The following is a 17147-nucleotide window of genomic DNA, read 5'->3' as shown; positions in this document are numbered from 1 at the left end:
AAAAAATATGGAAAAAAGCGTTTACATGGACTATTGTGCAGGTGAATACGGTTGAGTTTTTGAGTACAAGTTGTTATCCTATTGAGTGTAGAAAAAAGTCCGGTATGTAGATATACATATTTTACCTTATTCTGGTCATACTACCAGCGATAAGAACTTATCGGATACAAAAAACGTTTTTTAGGAGGATTCACCATGCCTTTAGTTTCTATGAAAGAAATGCTAAACAAAGCACTAGAAGGAAAATACGCAGTTGGTCAATTCAACATGAACAACTTAGAGTGGACTCAAGCTATCTTAGCTGCTGCGGAAGAAGAAAAATCTCCTGTAATCCTAGGTGTATCTGAGGGTGCAGCTCGTCATATGACTGGTTTCAAAACAGTTGTAGCTATGGTTAAAGCTTTAATCGAAGAAATGAACATCACTGTTCCTGTAGCGATTCACCTTGACCATGGTTCAAGCTTCGAAAAATGTAAAGAAGCAATCGATGCAGGTTTCACATCTGTAATGATCGACGCTTCTCACCACCCATTCGAAGAAAACGTAGAAACTACTAAAAAAGTAGTAGAATACGCACACGCTCGTAACGTATCTGTTGAAGCTGAGCTTGGAACAGTTGGCGGACAAGAAGACGACGTAATCGCTGAAGGCGTAATTTACGCTGACCCAGCTGAGTGTAAGCACCTTGTTGAAGCAACAGGTATCGATTGCCTAGCTCCAGCTTTAGGTTCTGTACACGGTCCTTACAAAGGTGAGCCTAACTTAGGATTCGCTGAAATGGAACAAGTTCGTGACTTCACTGGCGTACCTTTAGTATTACACGGTGGTACTGGTATCCCAACTGCTGATATCGAAAAAGCTATCTCTTTAGGTACTTCAAAAATCAACGTAAACACTGAGAACCAAATTGAGTTTACAAAAGCTGTTCGTGAAGTATTAAACAAAGACCAAGAAGTTTACGATCCTCGTAAATTTATCGGACCTGGCCGCGACGCTATCAAAGCAACTGTTATTGGTAAAATTCGCGAATTCGGTTCTAACGGTAAAGCGTAAGAATAAAATTCCGTTTTGGAAACCGTCTACTCTTTTAGACGGTTTCCTTTCGTTGTATAATGAAAGCGTGAACAAGTCTAAAGATTTTATCATTTTGTTTTTGAAATAGAAAATAATGTGCATAGTCCTATTAATAAATGTGATAATGTATCTAAATTGATAAAGTAAATTCGATAAATAGTTAATCTTTATCTTTTTGTATTACAGGAGAAATGAAGATGATGGTTTCCTATTTATTGAGTGTTAGGGTGGAAAGAGTGATTGAGATTCTTAAGGGGGAGCTTTCTATAAAAATATAGAAAGTAAATACATTCACAAGAAGGGAGCTCAATATGGAAAAATTGCTAATTGAAGGCGGAAGAGCTTTAAATGGAACAATTCGTGTGAGTGGTGCAAAGAACAGCGCCGTTGCACTAATTCCAGCGACAATTTTAGCAGATACTCCAGTAACTATTGGTGGTGTCCCTAATATTTCGGACGTGAAAATGTTAGGAGACTTACTAGAGGAAATTGGAGGAAGAGTAACGTATGGACAGGAGGAAGAGATGGTAGTCGATCCTTCTAACATGGTTGCAATGCCTTTACCAAATGGAAAAGTGAAAAAATTGCGTGCTTCTTATTATTTAATGGGTGCGATGCTTGGCCGTTTTAAAAAAGCTGTTATTGGGCTTCCAGGTGGATGTCACTTAGGACCGAGGCCGATTGATCAGCACATTAAAGGATTTGAAGCGTTAGGTGCACATGTTACGAATGAACAAGGTGCTATCTATTTAAGAGCAGATGAACTACGAGGGGCACGTATTTATTTAGATGTTGTTAGTGTAGGAGCTACGATTAATATTATGCTAGCAGCTGTACGAGCGAAAGGTAGAACTGTTATTGAAAACGCAGCGAAAGAACCAGAGATTATTGATGTAGCTACATTGTTAACTAGCATGGGAGCACGCATTAAAGGTGCTGGTACAGATGTAATCCGAATTGATGGTGTGGATTCATTGCACGGTTGTCATCATACGATCATTCCAGATCGTATTGAAGCGGGTACGTATATGATTTTAGGTGCTGCGTCAGGAGGAGAAGTAACAGTTGATAATGTTATTCCTCAGCATTTGGAGTCAGTTACTGCAAAATTAAGAGAAGCTGGTGTCCAAGTTGAAACGAATGATGACCAGATTACAGTGAACGGTGATAGAAGATTAAAAGTAGTTGATATAAAAACGCTTGTATATCCAGGTTTCCCAACAGATTTACAACAGCCATTTACAACACTTTTAACAAAGGCGCATGGAACGGGTGTTGTAACGGATACGATTTATGGCGCACGTTTTAAACATATTGATGAATTACGTCGCATGAATGCGCAAATTAAAGTGGAAGGTCGGTCAGCTATCGTAACTGGTCCTGTTTTATTACAAGGTGCAAAAGTGAAAGCGAGTGATTTGCGAGCTGGAGCAGCTCTTGTTATTGCAGGATTGATGGCGGATGGAATTACAGAAGTAACCGGACTTGAGCATATTGATCGTGGCTATGAAAATATAGTAGACAAGCTTAAAGGGCTTGGTGCAAACATTTGGCGAGAACAAATGACAAAGCAAGAAATTGAAGAAATGAAGAACGCATAAGTGATACTTCCGCGAGGGGGAAGCGAAGCATCACTACTTGCGGAAGTACACTTTATAGAAAAACACGGTTCACAAAATACGGCAGAAATATAAAGACTTAAAGGAGAGGGATTATCGTGGAAAGAAGTTTATCTATGGAGTTAGTACGTGTAACAGAGGCTGCAGCTTTATCATCAGCGCGTTGGATGGGACGCGGGAAAAAGGATGAGGCAGACGGTGCAGCAACATCAGCTATGCGTGATGTATTTGATACAATTCCGATGAAAGGTACAGTTGTAATTGGTGAAGGTGAAATGGATGAAGCACCAATGCTATATATCGGAGAAAAATTAGGTACAGGATATGGTCCGCGTGTAGACGTTGCAGTTGATCCTTTAGAAGGGACAAACATTGTAGCAGCTGGTGGATGGAATGCTCTTGCTGTTATTGCAATTGCAGATCATGGTAATTTGTTACATGCTCCTGACATGTACATGGATAAAATCGCGGTTGGCCCAGAAGCAGTTGGGGCGGTCGATATTGATGCGCCTATTATCGATAACTTACGTGCAGTTGCGAAAGCGAAAAACAAAGATATTGAAGATGTTGTAGCGACAGTTTTAAACCGTCCACGTCATCAAGCAATTATTGAAGAAATTCGTAAAGCTGGTGCTCGCATTAAATTGATTAATGATGGAGACGTAGCTGGTGCAATCAACACCGCATTTGATCGTACAGGTGTAGATATTTTATTCGGCTCTGGTGGCGCGCCTGAGGGTGTGTTAGCAGCAGTTGCATTAAAATGTTTAGGTGGAGAAATTCACGGGAAATTATTACCACAAAACGAAGCTGAATTGGCGCGTTGCAAAAAGATGGGCATAGAAGACATCAACCGTATCCTTCGCATGGAGGACTTAGTAAAAGGTGACGATGCAATCTTCGCAGCAACAGGCGTAACAGACGGAGAACTACTACGCGGCGTTCAATTTAAAGGTAGCGTAGGAACAACACAATCCCTTGTTATGCGCGCAAAATCAGGCACCGTACGCTTCGTAGACGGACGTCACAGCTTAAATAAAAAACCGAACTTGGTTATTAAGTAAAAAGCGGAGGTGGCTTGCTCAGAAGGGGAAGGCATTGGAACTCCTGACGAAGAGGCGTTTTGTGCCTCGTAGGAAGAAGTGAAGCCACCGACCATTCTAGCTGCTGAAGCTGGATTAAATAAAAAGCGAAGACAAATTTTCTTGTCTTCGCTTCTTGTATTTGTGTTTCAACGTATTGATTAAAACTAGATAAAAGGGTTACAATAGTGAATATTACCCTACTTGAACTTATTGCCTTTCATTATTAATTATTTGCCTTCCGTATTTTTTCCCTTTACCCATGTGAAAAGAGAATAACGTTAAAGTGTGGTGTCTGAATGAATTTGTCAATTGCAGCATTAGAAAACATGAAATTAAAAGAGTTATACGAGCTTGCGAAAGAATTTAAAATTTCGTATTATAGCAAATTAACGAAAAAAGAGTTAATCTTCGCCATTTTAAAAGCTCGAGCAGAAAAAGAAGGTTTCTTCTTCATGGAAGGCGTATTAGAAATTATTCAATCAGAAGGATTTGGATTCCTACGTCCTATCAACTACTCTCCAAGCTCAGAAGATATTTATATCTCAGCTTCGCAAATCCGTCGTTTCGATTTACGTAATGGAGATAAGGTTTCTGGTAAAGTACGACCTCCGAAAGAAAATGAACGCTACTTTGGGTTATTACAAGTTGAAGCTGTAAACGGAGATGATCCAGAGTCAGCAAAAGAGCGTGTGCATTTCCCTGCATTAACACCATTATACCCAGATCGCCAAATGAAATTGGAAACGGAACCGAAAAAGTTACCGACACGCATCATGGATTTAATTGCACCAGTTGGATTTGGACAACGTGGTTTAATTGTCGCGCCTCCAAAGGCTGGTAAAACTAGTCTATTAAAAGAAATCGCACACAGTGTTACAACAAATCATCCGGAAGCTGAATTAATTGTCCTTTTAATTGATGAGCGTCCAGAGGAAGTAACAGATATTGAACGTTCTGTTAAAGGAGATGTTGTAAGCTCTACTTTTGATGAAGTACCAGAAAATCATATTAAAGTAGCAGAACTTGTGTTAGAACGTGCAATGCGTCTTGTAGAGCACAAAAAAGATGTTATCATTTTAATGGATAGTATTACCCGTTTAGCGCGAGCTTACAACCTTGTTATTCCGCCAAGTGGTAGAACATTATCGGGTGGTATCGACCCAGCTGCCTTCCATAGACCGAAGCGTTTCTTTGGAGCTGCACGTAATATCGAAGAAGGCGGTAGCTTAACAATTTTAGCAACAGCTCTTGTTGATACAGGATCTCGTATGGACGATGTAATTTACGAAGAATTTAAAGGAACTGGAAATATGGAACTTCATTTAGATCGTTCATTAGCTGAGCGTCGTATCTTCCCGGCAATTGATATTCGCCGTTCTGGTACACGTAAAGAGGATCTATTAATTCCGAAAGAACATTTAGACAAACTATGGGGTATTCGTAAAACAATGCGTGATACACCAGACTTTGTTGAAGGTTTCTTACGTAAACTTCGTCAAACAAAGACAAATGAAGAATTTTTACAAAACATTGTTGCAGATTCGAAAAGATATGTAACAACGAAGTAAAGGGAAAAGATTGGGACTCGCTTATTTTATGGTAAGCGAGTTTTTTATGTTTTTTAGGTGATCTTAAAGAGAGATGAGCGGCCTCCATTTTAAGATAATATCCAGCTTCAGCGGCTAGAATCTCCGGTCATTTCACTCTCTCGCTCGAAGCAAAAAGCGCTTCAAGGTCGAGAGTTCCAAATAGCCTGCGATTCTGAGCGAGCCGCTTCTGCTTTTAAATGATATCCAGTTCCGGTGGCTAGCTCTTCGCATCTAAGAACCTTCCGCCCGAAAGGTAAAAAGCACCTTTAGGGCGAAAGAACCTTAGCTGGTCAGAGCTGAGCGAGCCCCCTCCACTTTAAAGATAATATCCAGCTTCAGCGGCTAGAATGGTCGGTGGCTTCGCGTCTTCCTACGAGGCAAAAAGCGCCTCTACGTCAGAAGCTCCATCCCCCTCCCATTCTGAACGAGCCGCTTCTGCTTTTAAAATTAAAAAGACAAAAACAGGTAGTTGCAAAATGAAGTTAGCCTTGTTATAATTTCATCATATGTGTTTCATCAATATAGTTGTGTATGCAGCTGAAGATGAAAAACTCTGTTTCGAAAATGATTCAGGGCGGAAGGAGATGAAAAGAATGAAAGCAGGAATTCACCCAGATTACAAGAAAGTTGTATTCATGGACACAAACACAGGCTTCAAATTCTTAAGCGGATCTACTAGAGGATCTAACGAAACTGTTGAGTGGGAAGATGGTAACACTTATCCATTACTAAAAGTTGAGATCAGTTCTGATTCTCACCCATTCTACACTGGACGTCAGAAGTTTGCTACTGCAGACGGACGCGTTGACCGCTTCAATAAGAAATACGGTCTTAAGTAATAAAAACATAAAACAGGCAAGTGTATCTATTCGCTTGTCTGTTTTTTTTGCGAAAATATTATACCTTTACCCTACTTTTAATTAAAAAGTAGATGAAAGGAGAGCTTCATGTACTTAATAAATCAGAACGGTTGGATTGAAGTGATTTGCGGTAGTATGTTTTCTGGTAAATCAGAAGAGCTTATCCGCCGTGTGCGTCGTACGCAATTTGCGAAACAACATGCAATTGTATTTAAACCATGTATTGATAATCGCTATAGTGAAGAAGACGTTGTATCACATAACGGATTAAAGGTAAAAGCAGTTCCTGTTTCAGCTTCAAAAGATATATTTGAACATATCACTGAAGAAATGGATGTAATTGCAATCGATGAGGTGCAATTCTTTGATGGGGACATTGTGGAAGTGGTGCAAGTATTGGCAAATCGTGGCTATCGTGTCATTGTAGCTGGTTTAGACCAAGATTTCCGTGGTCTACCATTTGGACAAGTTCCTCAGCTGATGGCGATTGCTGAACATGTAACAAAACTACAAGCAGTATGTTCTGCATGTGGATCTCCGGCAAGTCGTACACAACGATTAATTGATGGAGAACCAGCGGCATTTGATGATCCGATTATTTTAGTTGGTGCTTCAGAATCGTATGAACCACGCTGTCGTCATTGTCATGCAGTTCCTACAAACAAAGATAAGTAAAACTCGCTGCGCAAGGCGGGTTTTTTTCAGAATAGAGAGTGTGAGTGATGTGGGCCACTTGCGCTTTAAGTTGTAATATCTAGCTCCAGCGGCTAGAATCTCCGGCCATTTCACTCTCTCGCTTGAAGCAAAAAGCGCTTCAAGGTCGAGAGTTCCAATGGCCTGCGATTCTGAGCAAGCCGCTTACGCTTTTAAATATAATTTGCGTTTTTTTGAGTAAGTACCATATACTATTTGTATTAGATACTAGGATGTAGAGGTGAATGATGTGTTAGATCGTTTGCAAGCTGTAGAAAATCGTTATGAGAAGTTAAATGAATTGCTAAGCGACCCAGCAATTATTAGTGATTCAAATAAGCTTCGTGAATATTCAAAGGAACAGTCTGATATACAGGAAACGGTAGAGGTGTATCGTGAGTATAAGGATGTTCGTGAGCAATTAAAAGATGCGAAAGCAATGTTAGAAGATAAGTTAGACGCAGAAATGCGTGAAATGGTAAAAGAAGAGGTTTCTGAGTTAGAATCACAAGAAAAAACATTATCAGAGCGTCTGAAAATTTTACTTGTACCAAAAGACCCTAACGATGATAAGAACGTTATCGTTGAGGTTCGTGGAGCTGCTGGTGGCGACGAGGCCGCTTTATTTGCTGGTGACTTATATCGTATGTATAGCCGTTATGCTGAGGTGCAAGGTTGGAAAACGGAGATTATCGAGGCTAGCTATACAGAGTTAGGTGGATATAAAGAGATTATCTTTATGATTAACGGTAAAGGTGCTTTCGCGAAGCTGAAATTCGAGAATGGCGCTCACCGTGTACAACGTGTTCCTGAAACGGAATCTGGTGGACGTATCCATACATCTACAGCAACTGTAGCTGTATTACCAGAGGCAGAAGAAGTAGAAATTGATATTCATGAGAAAGATGTTCGTGTTGATACATTCGCTTCTAGTGGACCTGGTGGACAGAGCGTTAATACAACGATGTCAGCGGTACGTTTAACGCATTTACCGACTGGTGTAGTTGTATCATGTCAGGATGAGAAATCACAAATTAAGAATAAAGAAAAAGCGATGAAAGTATTACGCGCACGTGTTTATGATAAGTTTAGACAAGAAGCACAAGCTGAGTATGATCAAAACCGTAAACAAGCTGTTGGTACGGGTGATCGTTCAGAGCGTATTCGTACGTATAACTTCCCGCAAAACCGTGTTACAGACCATCGAATCGGTTTAACGATTCAAAAGTTAGATCAAATCTTACAAGGTAAGTTAGATGATTTCATCAATGCCTTAGTAATGGAAGATCAGGCTCAAAGGATGGAGGCAGCTGAGTAATGCGTGTCTATGAAGCCCTGAAATGGGCTTCTTCTTTTTTACAGGAGAATGGACGAGATGAAAATGCGGGAGAAATTGTCCTTTGTCATGTATTAAAGACGAATAGAACAGGATTATTGATGAACATGCGTGAAGAAATAACTGCGGAACAAGAAAAAAGTTTTACAGAGTTTATCCACAAGCATGTAGAAGGTATTCCTATTCAATATATGATTGGTCATGAAATGTTTTATGGAAGATCGTTCTTTGTGAATGAAGAAGTATTAATACCAAGACCAGAAACAGAAGAGCTTATAGTAGGAGTGTTAGAAAGAATCGAGCGTCATTTTGGTGATGAGAAAATACATGTAGCAGATATTGGTACAGGTAGCGGAGCAATTTCGATTACACTTGCTTTAGAAAATAAAAATCTTCATGTGTATACGGTAGATATTGCGCAGGAGTCGATTGAAGTTGCAAAAGAAAATGCGAAAACTTTGGGCGCAGAAGTAACGTTCTATCATGGTGATTTATTATCACCATTTTATGAAACGGGTCAAAAGTTAGATGTTGTTGTTTCAAATCCTCCATATATACCGGAAGAAGATTGGCGTGGTCTTTCTCCAGTGGTGAAAGAGCATGAGCCAAAGAGAGCGCTTGTTGGTGGTGAAGACGGATTAGATTTCTATCGCCGCTTTATGGAAGAGTTGCCGAATGTGTTGCAGAAGAAAGCAATTGTCGCATTTGAAATTGGAGTAGGGCAAGGTGAGGACGTGAAAGGGCTGTTACAACAAGCATTTCCACATGCTCATGTTGAGGTTGTTTTTGATATTAATGGAAAAGATCGTATGGTATTTGCGGAGATGGAGTAAGGTTTACACCTTACTCTATTTTTTTTGTGGAAAAATTCATATAGATTTTGAATTTAATAGTTTAGAAAGATGAAAGTCTGTCCACACTGTTTGTAGAAGGGACGGTGGAGGAAATGAAAAAACAAGTTATTGCTTATCTTCTTCTATTATTAATTGGTGCACAGTTACTTGTGCAGTTTGGATATATGAAAGCTGATGCGAAAGGGCCTTCAGTTATTCCGAAAGAGGCCGTTCGATTACGGATTTTAGCAAATAGTGATTCAGATAAAGACCAGGCGTTAAAGCGCAAAGTGCGTGATGAAGTAAAAGCACAAATTGATGGATGGGTAGCTGATTTAACTTCATTTGAAGAGGCACGCAAGGTCATTCAAAGTCATATTCCAGAAATCGAAAAAACAGTAGCAAATACGTTGAAAAAAGAAGGAAGTAAAGATTCATTTCAAGTGAAATTCAGTAAAAATGTAAAGTTTCCTACAAAGGTATATGGGAATTTTATTTATCCGGCAGGGGAATATGAAGCAGTCTTAATTACAATTGGGGAAGGTGAAGGGGCAAACTGGTGGTGTGTACTATTTCCACCAATGTGTTTCTTAGATTTTTCAAGTGGTACAGCTGTAAGGAAAGAAGAACATGTTGTGAAGGCTGAATCTCCTGAAGAGGAGCAAGTGAAACAAATAGATGATGAAGAAGTAGTAAATGCAGAAGAGAAAAAAGGGGATGAGGTGAAAGAAAAGAAAGTTGTAAAGCAGGAAGTCGCAAAAAAAGTAACAGCTTCTGAAAAAAAAGTAGTAAAAAATGAAACGAAAGTAGAAGAACAACCTGCAAGTAAAGAGGAAACAAAAACTGTGGAAAAAGTGGAGAAACCTGTGGAACAAAAACAAGAAAAGCGAAATGAGTATGTAAAAGTAGAAGAGGAAGAAGAAAAGCCGGAAGTTAAGTTATTTATTGTAGAAGCTTTTACATCTTTATTCTCTAAATAGTACTATTCGTAAATCCCTTCTCATATATAAAAAAGAGGAGGGATTTATTATGAAGAAGGTATATTTTGCGACAAAGGCAGATGTGGAAAGATTGCATTCTTTTTTCGGACAAGCTAATAAAAAAGATGATAAAATAAATGAGTTGTACGCACAGTTTATGATTTTGGAAGAGGCGGAAGAAATACGGGCAGTCATTGGATATGAACAAAGTGAAGAAAACGCACTTATTCGTTCTTGTTTATTCACACCTAATGTGGATAAACAGACTTTCTTATATTTTTTTGAAATGTTTTTGCAGTATATGAAAGAAAAAAATATTCGACAATTGTACTTACTAACAAATCATCCACAATCTATAACGATCTTTCAGTTTTTTGACTTTGTTACGATAGAGAAAGAGAACGTACCAGAGGGAATTCGACAGTTAGAACACTTTTGTAAAAATATAAAAGAGCCAAATGCAATAATACTAAATTGTCAGCTATTCACAAAGTTATCCACGGATTAATTAGGTTTATCCACATTTTGTGGATAAACCTTGTTTGTCTTTTGGATAAATCTCATAGTAAACTAAAAATAGACAAGTATTTCAGGGTAGAAAAGGACGTGGGAAAAAATGCATACAAATATGTGGGTTGTGGATAATGTTGTGGAAAGAAAAAAATATTATCCACAGTTACAAGAAGCAGCAAAATTATTAAGGGAAAATGAGGCGATTGCCTTCCCTACAGAAACGGTATATGGACTAGGTGCAAACGCGATGAATGATGAAGCGATTGCGAAAATTTTTGAGGCGAAAGGAAGACCGAGTGATAATCCACTTATTGTCCACATCGGTACAAAATCGCAGTTAGATGGTATTGTGAAGGAAATTCCGCCAGTTGCAGAGAAGTTGATGGAGCATTTTTGGCCAGGTCCGTTAACAATTATTTTACCTAGAAAAGAAGGAATTTCAGAGAAGGTGACGGCAGGACTTCATACAGTTGGAGTGAGAATGCCTGATCATCCGGTAGCTCTTGCTCTTATTGAAGAGGCAAATGTACCTGTTGCAGCACCTAGTGCAAATCGTTCAGGTCGTCCAAGTCCGACGTTAGCATCTCACGTATATGAAGATTTAAATGAGAAAATCGCAGGTATTGTAGATGGTGGTGCAACAGGGGTCGGTGTTGAATCGACTGTAATTGATTGTACGAGCGCTGTTCCAACGATATTACGCCCAGGTGGAATTACGAAAGAACAATTGGAAGCGGTGATTGGCACGGTTTCTTTAGATCCGGCTCTAAAGGATGAGAAGGAAAAACCTAAATCACCTGGAATGAAATATACACATTATGCACCGAAAGCGCCGCTAAGTATTGTTGAAGGTTCACGTGAATTTATTCAGCTTATTGTGGATAAGAAAAAGGAAGAGGGATTCAAAGTCGGTGTATTAACGACAGAAGAGTATCAGCATGTATATAGCGCGGATGTTGTATTATCTTGTGGTGTTCGAAGTGATTTAGCTAGCGTTGCGACTAAATTATATGATGTACTTAGAACATTTGATGCAAGTGAAGTGGATGTTATTTTTAGTGAATCATTCCCGAATGAAGGAATAGGGAACGCGATTATGAATCGTTTAACAAAAGCGGCAGGACATCAAATTATCACTGAATGATAAGGTACGATTAGCAAACAGAATATTTCTCCTCGGATAAGCATATTGTGAAGTAGCACGTCCGAGGAGGGACATGAATGACGTTTGAACAGCTAATACCTTTAATAATTATGGCATTCGCCTTAGGGATGGATGCATTTTCGGTGAGTCTTGGTATGGGAATGATGGCCTTAAAGATAAGACAGATCCTGTATATCGGTGTGACGATAGGGATATTTCATATTATCATGCCATTTATTGGGATGGTATTAGGTCGTTTTTTATCAGAGCAGTATGGAGACATTGCACATTTTGCAGGTGCTATTTTATTAATAGGACTAGGATTTTATATTGTGTATTCCTCTATTTTAGAGAATGAAGAGACTAGAACAGCCCCTATTGGAATTAGTTTATTCGTATTTGCATTTGGTGTTAGTATAGATAGTTTTTCAGTAGGGCTTAGTCTTGGTATTTACGGAGCACAGACAGTTATTACGATATTACTCTTTGGATTTATTAGTATGTTATTAGCGTGGACTGGTTTATTCATTGGTAGGCATGCGAAAGGTATGCTCGGTACATATGGTGAGATAGTAGGTGGTATCATTTTGGTTGGATTTGGATTATATCTCCTTTTTCCTATATAATTTTAGGGGGAGGGCGTTATTTTACAAATTTCAATTTTAGGTTGGATTAAATTAATTCGCGAATGGTAAGATAGTTCCTTTCTGTGCATAGTTTTGTTTGTACTATACTGATTGCGCTAAAAAATTAAACATATAGAAAGGATGAGATGGATGACGAGATTGAAGCAAGTTTTTGGTATTATTATTAGTTTTTTTGTTTTTTGGTTTAGTATGCTCGGTGTACAAATGTTTGCTGAGTTTTTAGATATTGAGTCATTGAAGTTTGTTGCAGGGAAAACGGAGGCAGCGCGTGCCTTTTATTCTCCGTATCCATTTATAATTGTTTTTCTTATTACATTGCTTTCCCTATATTTCTTAGTCATTAAGCTTGGGAAACCGAAAAAAGAGAAAGTACCTACTTTAGAGGAGCAGAAAGAAGAGATATAAGGGGGATACTATGTCTAACATTTCTTTGGCAGAAGCTGTAAAATTAAAAAGTGTATTATCGAAAAGAATACATGAATTAGAAGAAGAGATGAACCAAATTGGATTTGTTGAAATTGAAAAAGGTGATACACTTCCAAAACAGACGCGTACATTGGTACAAGTTGAACAGGAGCTAGATGAAGTTCGCGCTGATTTTCGTCTTTTAGATAAATTAATGTATGAAGCAAATATCCGAAATGAAGTGAATTTCAACGGAGAGAATATAACGATTGTTGAAGCGATAGAACTTGCAACGCAGTTACGTGCAAAAGCTCGAAAGTGTAAAGAGTTTGGCGTGAGTAAGAAAGAAGAACATGTATATTCGTACGGTGAAACATCGTCGCTTGTAAAAGTAGCCATGTTTGATCCTGAAGTATATCGTGTAAAAGGTTTAGAGTTAGAGAGACAAGCTAATAGGTTATCTAACTTAATTAATGCGAAAAACTACGCCATTGAACTAGACTTTGATGGTGAAAAATACTTTTAAACCTTGAAGTGGTGAGACTCCGCTTCAAGGCATAGAAGAAGACCACTTTTGTAAAAATGAGATTTGTGATGGCCAAAGGACAACCAATCATCCAATAACCAATCACACTGTTACTTTTTACCGATGACCAATAATGGGAAAAGAGGTCGATGACCAATAATGAAAAATTATTTTTCTTCTTCTATGAAAAGGGTGTACCAAATTAATTTGGTACACCCTTTTATATTATTGTTACTTCTATTCTGAACGAGCTGTTTTCGCTGTTAGTTGTTATCTAGCTCCAGCGGCTAGAATGGTCGGTGGCTTCGCGTCTTCCTGCGAGGCAAAAAGCGCCTCTACGTCAGAAGCTCCATCCTCCTCCCATTCTGAGCGAGCCGCTTCCGCTGTTAGTTGTTATCCAGCTCCAGCGGCTAGAATGGTCGGTGGCTTCGCGTCTTCCTGCGAGGCAAAAGGCGCCTCTACGTCAGAAGCTCCATCCTCCTCCCATTCTGAACGAGCCGCTTCCGCTTTTAGATTGGCCTCACTAATTCAAATTGTTCTCCTAGTTTTGCGTAGTTGTGTCCTGCTAGGCGGCTTACTGGTTTTAGTCCTTCGGCATGAATGCGTCCTTTTTCGTATAGGTGTTCTGCGACGTGGAAGCGAACGACGCGTCCAATTAGTAGATCGCAAGCTGGTGAGTCTTCTGTTCCGCCAAGGGGGATTGCGCGTTCTAGTACGCATTCCATTCGAATATTTGCTTCTTTTACACCTGGAACGGAGATGACATCACTTTCAATTGGTGTTAATTTTGCTAATTCAATTTCACTTTCATTTGGAGGGAGATTTGCTGCTGTTTCGTTAATTGCCGCTACATATGATTCATCAGAGATATGTACAACAAATTCTCCTTTTTCAATTGCGTTTCGAGAAGTGTCTTTTCTTTCTCCAGCTTTTCGTTGTACAGAAACTGAGATAAGTGGCGGATTAGCAGCAACAATATTGAAATAACTATATGGTGCTCCATTTAATACGCCGTCTTTTGTTACAGAAGTAACGAATGCGACAGGGCGTGGAATAATACTTCCTGTAAGTAATTTGTAATTCTCTTTTTCCGATTGTTCATTTGGATTAATGGATAACATGATTGAAATCCCCTTTCTAAATATGACGACTTATTGTTTGTTTACAAGATGTTAGTGGAAAACTCCTGCTGAAAATAATATTTTTATTACATAAAAAGAACTTACTTCAACCACAATGAAGTAAGTTCCACCTAAATAATCTCGAATTCAAGATAAAAATTATAGTAAAACGTATGCGCCAGGACCGATTAAAGCTACACCGATAGCAACAGCGATTAACATTAAGTTATATTCATATCCATTTTGAGTTACCCAGTAACCGTTTTTTCCATGAACAGTGAAGATCGCCATTAACATTGTTCCAACGATAAATAATGAACCGATTGCAGTGAAAATACCTGATGCGAATAAGAAACCACCTAATAGTTCAGTTGCGCCAGCCATAAATGCCATAAATACACCAGGGCGTAAACCGATTGATTCCATCCAGCCACCTGTTCCTTTTAAACCGTAACCGCCGAACCAACCAAATAATTTTTGAGCACCATGACCCATGAATGTAATACCTATAATAAGACGAATAATAAGAAGACCGAAATCCATCATTTTTGAAAACCTCCTAAAAGTTATTAACTTACCTTACGTAAGTAATAATAAAATAGTTACTTACTTTAGTCAAGTGGATTTCGAAAAAAGTTTGAAAAAAATTTTACAAATTAACAACAAAAAATAAAATGTAGTAAAGACCTCTAGACAAGTTAGGTAAAAAAAGAGAAAATATAAGTAGAAGTTAACTTCTTATTGTTATTCAGACAATCAGAATTGACTGGAATTTTGTGAGACGCTACAATAAGAGTCTAGTAGTAATGACGTAATTTATTTCGAAAGCGTTTTTACAGTATAATATTCGAAGTATGAAGTCTTACGTTTATTCTGATCTTTAATAGAGATTGCCCTATAAACTTTTAGGTAAATTATAAGGAGGACTATCCTATGTTTAAAAAATTATTCGGTCTTGGTTCAAAAACAAATGAAGAAACAATTGTAGCTCCATTAACTGGAGCGGTGAAAAATATTGAAGAAGTACCAGATCCAGTATTCGCTGGTCGTATGATGGGTGACGGTGTTGCAATCGATCCTACTGAAGGTGTAGTTGTATCTCCAGTTGATGGCGAAATCGTACAATTATTCCACACGAAACATGCAATTGGAATTAAAGCGAAAAACGGTACAGAAATTTTAATCCACGTTGGATTAGAAACTGTAAAAATGGAAGGCGAAGGTTTTGAAGCTCACGTTTCTGAAGGACAAGCTGTAAAAGCTGGAGATAAATTAATCTCATTCGACTTAGAATTAATTCGTGAAAAAGCGAAAAGCACAATTACTCCAATCGTTATTACAAACACAGATGCAGCTGAGTCTATTAAGACAACTGTAGGTGTAACTGCTACAAAAGGTTCAACAGAAGTAATGAAAGTTACAATGAAATAATTATCACATGAAAGGAATCCGTTTCGTATGAAATGGATTCCTTATTTTGTTTTGTAGTCTGTTCCTTATATATGGTAAAATACTTTGGGCACTTGGAAATAGGGTTTCACATATATGTGGATAAGGCGCATTTTTCTTAGAAAAAATATAAGAGAAATGCGCCTTTCGTATATTCACATTTCTTTTGTTCTATTGTAATGTACGCTATGATAAAAGGAAGGAAATAGAGAAAAGGGGTGGGTTTAGATGAAACGAGTATTATTTGTTTGCACTGGAAATACATGCCGTAGTCCGATGGCTGAGGCGTTACTGCGCCATTATGGAGAAGGTAAGTTTGAAGTGCAATCTGCTGGTGTTTTCGCCTATCCTGGAAGTGATGCGTCGGTACATGCAAAGGAAGCTTTAGCTGAAAAGGGAATTGCAATCGATCATGCTTCGCAGCAGGTAAACGAAGCCTTAATTGATTGGGCAGATATTGTAGTAACAATGACGGAAAACCATAAGGAACTTATCCTTGGGCATTATCCGAGTGTTGAAGGGAAAGTAGATACATTATATGGAGTAACTGAGGGGATGAGTAAGGATATTTCAGATCCGTTCGGCGGCTCTCTCTCTATTTATAAAGAAACATTAGAAGAGATGGAAAAACTTGTACAAACTTTACTGAAAAAACATTCAGAAGGTTGATGTTTCGTGTATAATACGATATTGGAGATCACTTCGTCCCATTAAAGGATTAAGTGAGAATGAAGATAATGGATTGAAACTTTGGAGGGGTAAAAATGAAAGTAGTAGTAGCATCTGATCACGGCGGTATGAATATCCGTAAAGAACTTGTAAGTTTATTAGAAGAGTTAAATATTGAATATATTGATTTAGGTTGTGAATGTGAAGCTGGTTCTGTTGATTACCCTGATTTTGCGTTTCCAGCAGCGGAAATGGTAGCAAATGGCGAAGTAGATCGTGGTATCTTAGTTTGTGGGACAGGCATCGGTATGTCAATTGCTGCAAACAAAGTAAATGGTATTCGTTGTGCGTTAGTTCATGATACTTTCAGTGCGAGAGCAACGAGAGAGCATAACGATACAAACATGTTAGCAATGGGCGAGCGTGTAATTGGTGCTGGTCTAGCACGCGACATCGCAAAAATTTGGTTAACAACTGAATTTGAAGGCGGCCGTCACGAAAACCGCGTAGGAAAAATTAAAACATACGAAGCAAAGTAATAGATTCTAACTAGAAGCAGTAGGAAATATAATTTGGTGAACCAACCTGTGAAAGGAAGAGGCGT

The 17147-nt window shown here is 38.6% G+C and carries 19 protein-coding genes; 17 read left to right on the top strand and 2 right to left on the bottom strand.

The window, feature by feature from the left end:
* Positions 1–195 precede the first annotated feature (195 nt).
* From PQF83_RS18395 to PQF83_RS18330, 14 genes are all read left to right on the top strand, one after another.
* Entirely contained in the window at positions 196–1053 is an 858-nt protein-coding gene (locus tag PQF83_RS18395; RefSeq protein ID WP_001131850.1) for a class II fructose-bisphosphate aldolase, read from the top strand.
* A 332-nt stretch (positions 1054–1385) separates the two neighbouring features.
* Positions 1386–2675 carry a UDP-N-acetylglucosamine 1-carboxyvinyltransferase gene (gene murA, locus PQF83_RS18390; RefSeq protein ID WP_000413260.1) on the top strand — a complete coding sequence of 430 codons (1290 nt, stop codon included), beginning with the start codon at positions 1386–1388 and terminating at the stop codon, positions 2673–2675.
* Positions 2676–2791: 116 nt separating this feature from the next.
* Positions 2792–3757, top strand: a complete 966-nt coding sequence (gene glpX, locus PQF83_RS18385; RefSeq protein ID WP_000442336.1) for a class II fructose-bisphosphatase — start codon at positions 2792–2794, stop codon at positions 3755–3757.
* 317 nt (positions 3758–4074) lie between these two features.
* Positions 4075–5346 carry a transcription termination factor Rho gene (rho, locus tag PQF83_RS18380; protein ID WP_001053898.1) on the top strand — a complete coding sequence of 424 codons (1272 nt, stop codon included), beginning with the start codon at positions 4075–4077 and terminating at the stop codon, positions 5344–5346.
* Between the two features lie 614 nt (positions 5347–5960).
* The gene (locus PQF83_RS18375; protein WP_000643437.1) at positions 5961–6206 is read left to right on the top strand and encodes a type B 50S ribosomal protein L31; all 246 of its coding nucleotides are present in this window, start codon (positions 5961–5963) and stop codon (positions 6204–6206) included.
* 108 nt (positions 6207–6314) lie between these two features.
* Positions 6315–6902, top strand: a complete 588-nt coding sequence (locus PQF83_RS18370; protein WP_000280862.1) for a thymidine kinase — start codon at positions 6315–6317, stop codon at positions 6900–6902.
* A 268-nt stretch (positions 6903–7170) separates the two neighbouring features.
* Positions 7171–8238, top strand: a complete 1068-nt coding sequence (prfA, locus tag PQF83_RS18365; protein ID WP_000887065.1) for a peptide chain release factor 1 — start codon at positions 7171–7173, stop codon at positions 8236–8238.
* Complete coding sequence (prmC, locus tag PQF83_RS18360; protein ID WP_001267033.1) at positions 8238–9089, top strand: peptide chain release factor N(5)-glutamine methyltransferase; 852 nt, start codon at positions 8238–8240, stop codon at positions 9087–9089. The genes prfA and prmC overlap by 1 nt, the downstream gene beginning before the upstream one ends.
* Before the next feature lie 113 nt (positions 9090–9202).
* Entirely contained in the window at positions 9203–10069 is an 867-nt protein-coding gene (spoIIR, locus tag PQF83_RS18355; protein WP_002163457.1) for a stage II sporulation protein R, read from the top strand.
* 49 nt (positions 10070–10118) lie between these two features.
* Positions 10119–10577, top strand: coding sequence for a mechanosensitive ion channel protein (locus tag PQF83_RS18350; protein WP_000758435.1), 459 nt, complete (start codon positions 10119–10121; stop codon positions 10575–10577).
* 108 nt (positions 10578–10685) lie between these two features.
* Entirely contained in the window at positions 10686–11726 is a 1041-nt protein-coding gene (locus PQF83_RS18345) for an L-threonylcarbamoyladenylate synthase (RefSeq protein ID WP_000557333.1), read from the top strand.
* 77 nt (positions 11727–11803) lie between these two features.
* On the top strand, positions 11804–12352 hold the full coding sequence (locus PQF83_RS18340; protein ID WP_000142468.1) for a manganese efflux pump MntP: 549 nt from the start codon (positions 11804–11806) through the stop codon (positions 12350–12352).
* 150 nt (positions 12353–12502) lie between these two features.
* The gene (locus PQF83_RS18335; RefSeq protein WP_000197468.1) at positions 12503–12778 is read left to right on the top strand and encodes a DUF3935 domain-containing protein; all 276 of its coding nucleotides are present in this window, start codon (positions 12503–12505) and stop codon (positions 12776–12778) included.
* Between the two features lie 10 nt (positions 12779–12788).
* Positions 12789–13304, top strand: a complete 516-nt coding sequence (locus PQF83_RS18330) for a hypothetical protein (RefSeq protein WP_000065590.1) — start codon at positions 12789–12791, stop codon at positions 13302–13304.
* 509 nt (positions 13305–13813) lie between these two features.
* Here the strand turns inward: PQF83_RS18330 and PQF83_RS18325 are convergent.
* Complete coding sequence (locus PQF83_RS18325; RefSeq protein ID WP_000949039.1) at positions 13814–14425, bottom strand: flavin reductase family protein; 612 nt, start codon at positions 14423–14425, stop codon at positions 13814–13816.
* A 159-nt stretch (positions 14426–14584) separates the two neighbouring features.
* Positions 14585–14971: a DoxX family protein gene (locus tag PQF83_RS18320; protein WP_000968618.1), complete on the bottom strand. Its 387-nt coding sequence runs from the start codon at positions 14969–14971 to the stop codon at positions 14585–14587.
* Positions 14972–15358: 387 nt separating this feature from the next.
* Here PQF83_RS18320 and PQF83_RS18315 point away from each other — a divergent pair, with 387 nt between their 5' ends.
* From PQF83_RS18315 to rpiB, 3 genes are all read left to right on the top strand, one after another.
* Entirely contained in the window at positions 15359–15856 is a 498-nt protein-coding gene (locus PQF83_RS18315; RefSeq protein ID WP_000473666.1) for a PTS sugar transporter subunit IIA, read from the top strand.
* A 246-nt stretch (positions 15857–16102) separates the two neighbouring features.
* Entirely contained in the window at positions 16103–16543 is a 441-nt protein-coding gene (locus PQF83_RS18310) for a low molecular weight protein arginine phosphatase (protein ID WP_000832385.1), read from the top strand.
* A gap of 95 nt (positions 16544–16638) precedes the next feature.
* Positions 16639–17082, top strand: a complete 444-nt coding sequence (rpiB, locus tag PQF83_RS18305) for a ribose 5-phosphate isomerase B (protein ID WP_000869919.1) — start codon at positions 16639–16641, stop codon at positions 17080–17082.
* Positions 17083–17147: the final 65 nt, after the last annotated feature.

It is taken from the genome of Bacillus sp. FF-1 (assembly GCF_028548245.1).
GTDB classification, from domain to species: Bacteria; Bacillota; Bacilli; order Bacillales; family Bacillaceae_G; genus Bacillus_A; species Bacillus_A paranthracis.
Note: the sequence above shows the minus strand (reverse complement) of the source record. Positions and strands in the feature narration are given on the sequence as shown.